We start from the raw sequence: 4,927 nt of genomic DNA on the forward strand, positions 1-4,927 counted from the left end.
TTTCTATAAAACCTAAAAATAAGGCTTTAAGTACTGAAATTATATCCATAAATAAAGTGAGTCACAGAATAATAATAGCCATCACTTTTAAGATATTTTCTGCATTTATAAGTGCATTGAGCTAAATTTTTACGCTTTCTTTACGCGGCATCCAAAGTTATGAATAGAGACTTTACGGTCTTATTTTTCATACTGGATTTTGGAATATCCCAATGCTTAGGATGAAAAACATGAGTGCGGTCATTCACGCGCATCAGCAGGTACAGCATCAAAAAAATTGCGTTGTACTAAATAATCAAAATAAACGTTATTTCAATATCTGCATGCAGTTTTCAGCTCTGAAACATAGGAGTGAAATGCCATGTTAGAGTTTGCTTTGCTTTTAGCCATCGTCTTTGTTCTGGCTTATCCCTTGGGTAAATACCTCGCAGCAATTATGCACAACCGCGAGATGAAAATTGATCCTCTATTCAATTGGATTGAAAAGCCCATTTACGCTGTTTTTGGAACCAATCCCAAACGGGGGATGAATGTCAAAACTTATTCATTAAATTTTGTCATGAGCTGTGCGGTGATTGGTTTAGTGACTTGGGTTTTATTCATGGCTCAAGCCAGCCTGCCGCTGAATCCAAATCATGCGCCGAATATGTCATGGGATTTGGCGCTGCATACCATGATTTCGTTTCTGACCAATACCAATCAGCAGCACTATTCAGGACAGGCACAACTGTCTTATTTATCGCAAATGGTTGGCATTGTCGGCTTGCAGATCATCACGCCGATGATGGGCCTGGCGATGGTGGTGGCTACAGTTCGAGCACTGTTCTACAAACAATCCAATGCACTTTCTGAAACCGATCAACAGACCAGCTTTAAGCATAAAGTGCAACAAATTAATGTCGGCAACTATTGGGCCGATGTGATTCGTCCGACGTTCCGCTTTCTGATTCCTTTATGCATGGTTTGGTCATTATTGCTCACTAGCCAAGGCGTACCATCGACTTTTCAAGGCGGCCCAGAAGTTCAAGTGATTGACCAAAGCAGCGAATTAACAACGCAAAAAATACCTTTAGGCCCTGTTGCGCCCATGGTAGCAATTAAGCAATTGGGCAGTAATGGTGGTGGCTGGTATGGTCCGAACAGCAGTGTACCTTTGGAAAATCCGACACCATTGTCAAACTTTCTGGAAATGCTTGCGATTTTACTGATCCCTGTTTCGGTGATTTTTATGCTGGGCTTTTTCACCAAACGCGCCAAATTCGCAGGCTTGGTCTTTGCTTCAATGCTGCTGATGTCGATCATTTCTGCGACTAGCGCTATCTGGTCAGAAAGCCTTTCATCGACTTCGACATTGCTTTCCGCCATGGAAGGTAAAGAAGTGCGTTTTGGCGAGGCATCATCTGCTTTGTGGTCAGCGGTCACCACCCAAGTCAATAACGGCTCAGTGGATATGATGCATGATTCATCTGCACCGCTCACAGGTATGGTGCAATTGTCCAATATGCTGATCAATGCCATTTGGGGCGGGATTGGCTGTGGTTTACAGCAATTCATTATTTATCTGTTTTTAGCAGTCTTTATTGCAGGCTTAATGACCGGCCGCACCCCAGAATTGTTTGGCCGCAAAATTGAAGCCGGTGAAATCAAGCTGCTCGCTGTTGTGATTTTGATCCAACCCATCGTCATTCTTGGTTTAACCGCAATAACTGTATTTTTCCCTGAATTGACGGGCAACAGTAATCCGCAATACCACGGCATTTCTCAAGTTCTGTACGAATATGTGTCTGCATTTGCCAACAATGGCTCAGGCTTTGAAGGGCTATCAGACAATACCGTGTGGTGGAATGTCACATGCGGTATTGCTTTATTGCTCGGCCGTTTCCCGACATTAATTATTCCTTTAATCATCGCTACACGTTTAGCTGCAAAACGCCAAGCACCTGAAAGCAGCGGCAGTTTAAAAGTCGAAACGCCAACATTCGCACTGACTTTAATCGCCATTGTGGTGATGTTGACCTTATTGCAATTTATGCCAGTCCTGGTCTTGGGGCCAATTGCTGATCATCTGTTATTGGTTCAAGGTTAAGGGTGAGTACAATGAATCATTCAAAACAAACTGTTCAAACACAGCAAAACACTATCGCTTCAACTTTATTTCAAGCTGAAGCATGGAAAAATGCCTTTATTAAACTGCTACCGCAGCATGTGATTAAAAATCCAGTGATGGCCATCGTTTGGCTTGGGACGCTGATTACACTGGTTAGTACAATTTTGGGGCAAGCCAGTCTGGTTTTTGGCTTATTGGTGACATTGATTTTATTTGTAACTGTTCTCTTTGCCAATTATGCTGAAGCTCTTGCCGAAGCTAAAGGCCGCGGACAGGCGTCATCCCTGCGTCAAGCGCGTCAAAATTTGACGGCGCGCCGGATCCATTCTAAAGATGATATGGATGGGGTGCAGATTTCAGCGGCTGAATTGAAAATGCATGACTTGATTGAAGTGCGTGCAGGGGAATTCATTCCCGTAGATGGTGAGATCATTCAAGGCTTTGCTACGATCAATGAAGCTGCTGTAACAGGTGAATCTGCGCCAGTACTGCGTGAAGCGGGTACGGATAAATCAGGGGTGATTGGGGGAACCAAAGTCTTAACCGACCGGATCATCGTGCAAGTGACCGCAGAGGCGGGAAATAGCTTTCTCGACCGAATGATTGCTTTAGTCGAAGGCTCAAACCGTCAAAAAACACCGAATGAAATTGCCTTAGGTATTTTACTGACCGTGATGACTGTGACTTTTATCATCGTCGTGGTCAGCCTGCCGTTGATTGGACATTTCCTGCATATTGAAATCAGCCCGATTTTATTGGTGGCGCTATTGGTCTGCTTGATTCCAACCACCATCGGCGGCTTATTGCCAGCTATTGGAATTGCAGGGATGAACAGAGCGCTCAAAGCCAATGTGATTGCCAAATCAGGCAAGGCGGTTGAAGTTGCAGGCGATATAGATGTTTTACTACTCGATAAAACCGGAACTATTACTTACGGTGACCGTCAGGCGACTGCTTTTTATCCCTTAACAGGAGTGACGGAGTCTGAACTTCGCCAAGCGGCGGTACTGACTTCTTTGGCCGATCCAACGCCAGAAGGTAAATCGGTGGTTGCTTTGGCCAAAGAGCAAGGTGAAAGAGTGGCCGAGCCTGAACAGGCTGAGTTTATCGCTTTTAATGCGTCCACACGCATTTCAGGCCTTAACTTGGCGGATGGTCATCAAGTGCGTAAAGGCGCTATGGATGCCATTCTTAAATTCGCTTCGCAAAACCTTGAAAATCATGCCGAACTGAAAGCGCGCGTAGAACAAATAGCTTCAAAAGGGGCAACGCCGCTGGTCGTGGCTAAAGATCAGAATTTGTTGGGTGTCATTGAACTATCAGACGTGATTAAGCAAGGCATTAAAGAAAAATTTGCGCGCTTACGTGAAATGGGCATTAAAACTGTGATGGTGACCGGAGATAATCCGCTCACAGCAGCGGCCATCGCAGCAGAGGCTGGTGTGGATGATTATATCGCTGAAGCGAAACCAGAAGATAAACTCACATGCATTCGAACCGAGCAAAACAAAGGACATTTGGTAGCGATGGTCGGTGACGGTACTAATGATGCACCGGCGTTAGCCCAAGCAGATATTGGCTTAGCCATGAACTCGGGAACGCAAGCAGCCAAAGAAGCAGGCAATATGGTGGATTTAGATTCTGATCCAACAAAATTGCTATCTGTGGTTGAAATAGGCAAACAGCAACTGATTACTCGCGGTGCATTAACCACCTTTTCCTTGGCGAATGATGTATCAAAGTATTTTGCAATTTTGCCGGCATTATTCGTCGCGGCAATTCCGCAAATGCATGTGTTAAATGTCATGCAACTAGGCAGTTCTGAAAGTGCCATCCTGTCTGCGCTGATCTTTAATGCGATCATTATTCCTCTGCTGATTCCAATTGCACTGCGCGGTGTGAAATTCAAACCTTCGACATCTACCCAATTATTGCGCCGCAACATGCTGATTTATGGTGTGGGCGGGGTGCTGCTACCGTTTATTGCCATTAAAGCGATTGATCTGCTGATCAGTCCAATCTTGGCCCTATAAATTTTTTGAGGATGACAAAGTGAATATGCAAAATCATCAATTGGCAGACTCATCATGGGGTGAGAAACTGCGCGCTTCGTTTGGAATGACCATCATTGCTCTAGGCTTATGCGGCTTTGTATATAGTGCTGCTGCAACCAGCTTAGGACAAATGCTCTTTCCAAAACAAGCCAACGGCAGCTTGATTGTCGAAAATAATCAAGTGATCGGTTCACGCTTAGTGGCACAGCCTTTTGCCCAAGTTCAATATTTCCATCCGCGTCCATCTGCCGCAAATTATGATCCTATGGCGATGGCCGGAAGCAACATGGCGAGAACCAATCCTGAACTGCAGAAAGCCATAGAGGAACGGCTGAATCGAATCGCAGCGAAGGAACAGATTGAAAAATCTAAAATTCCTGCGGATCTGGTCACCGCTTCAGGCAGCGGCATCGACCCTGAAATTAGCGTGCAATCAGCCATGATTCAAGTGAAGCGGATTGCCCATGCACGGCATATGCCTGAACAGAATATCGAAAAACTGATTCAGTCGCATACGGTTCAGCCGATTTTTGGGATTTTAGGGCAGGCACGTGTCAATGTGCTTGAATTGAATTTGGCTTTGGATCGGGGCGGGAAGTGATATGAATGGCTTGATGATTAAAATATAGTGATTGAAAGCTATTGAATAATCTGAATTAAGTTATATACGATTGTTGGGCGAGGGGATGTTCTATACCTCCGCCCAACGGTGGCATCCATATTGCCCAGCAATAGCCAAGCTGACTTTAGACGCATTTAAATGAAT

3 protein-coding genes are annotated in these 4,927 nt (G+C 44.8%); all 3 read left to right on the plus strand.

Translation table 11 applies throughout. The features are described from left to right. The first annotated feature begins 361 nt into the window (after positions 1-361). Genes kdpA through kdpC form a run of 3 tightly spaced genes read left to right on the plus strand, consistent with a single transcriptional unit; the run spans position 362 to position 4,762 of the window. On the plus strand, positions 362-2,086 hold the full coding sequence (gene kdpA / locus B4H32_RS03580; protein WP_004679628.1) for a potassium-transporting ATPase subunit KdpA: 1,725 nt from the start codon (positions 362-364) through the stop codon (positions 2,084-2,086). Between the two features lie 11 nt (positions 2,087-2,097). Beyond that, positions 2,098-4,140, plus strand: a complete 2,043-nt coding sequence (gene kdpB, locus B4H32_RS03585; protein ID WP_004679626.1) for a potassium-transporting ATPase subunit KdpB — start codon at positions 2,098-2,100, stop codon at positions 4,138-4,140. 19 nt (positions 4,141-4,159) lie between these two features. Further along, the gene (kdpC, locus tag B4H32_RS03590; RefSeq protein WP_004682291.1) at positions 4,160-4,762 is read left to right on the plus strand and encodes a potassium-transporting ATPase subunit KdpC; all 603 of its coding nucleotides are present in this window, start codon (positions 4,160-4,162) and stop codon (positions 4,760-4,762) included. The last annotated feature ends 165 nt before the right edge of the window (positions 4,763-4,927 follow it).

This window comes from Acinetobacter sp. UBA2063 (assembly GCF_002333245.1).
In the GTDB taxonomy this organism is placed as follows: domain Bacteria; phylum Pseudomonadota; class Gammaproteobacteria; order Pseudomonadales; family Moraxellaceae; genus Acinetobacter; species Acinetobacter parvus.

Bases quoted from the DNA above. Each gene is read 5' to 3' on its own strand.
- kdpA (WP_004679628.1), top strand. From the start codon at position 362: ATGTTAGAGTTTGCTTTGCTTTTAGCCATCGTCTTTGTTCTGGCTTAT.
- kdpB (WP_004679626.1), top strand. From the start codon at position 2,098: ATGAATCATTCAAAACAAACTGTTCAAACACAGCAAAACACTATCGCT.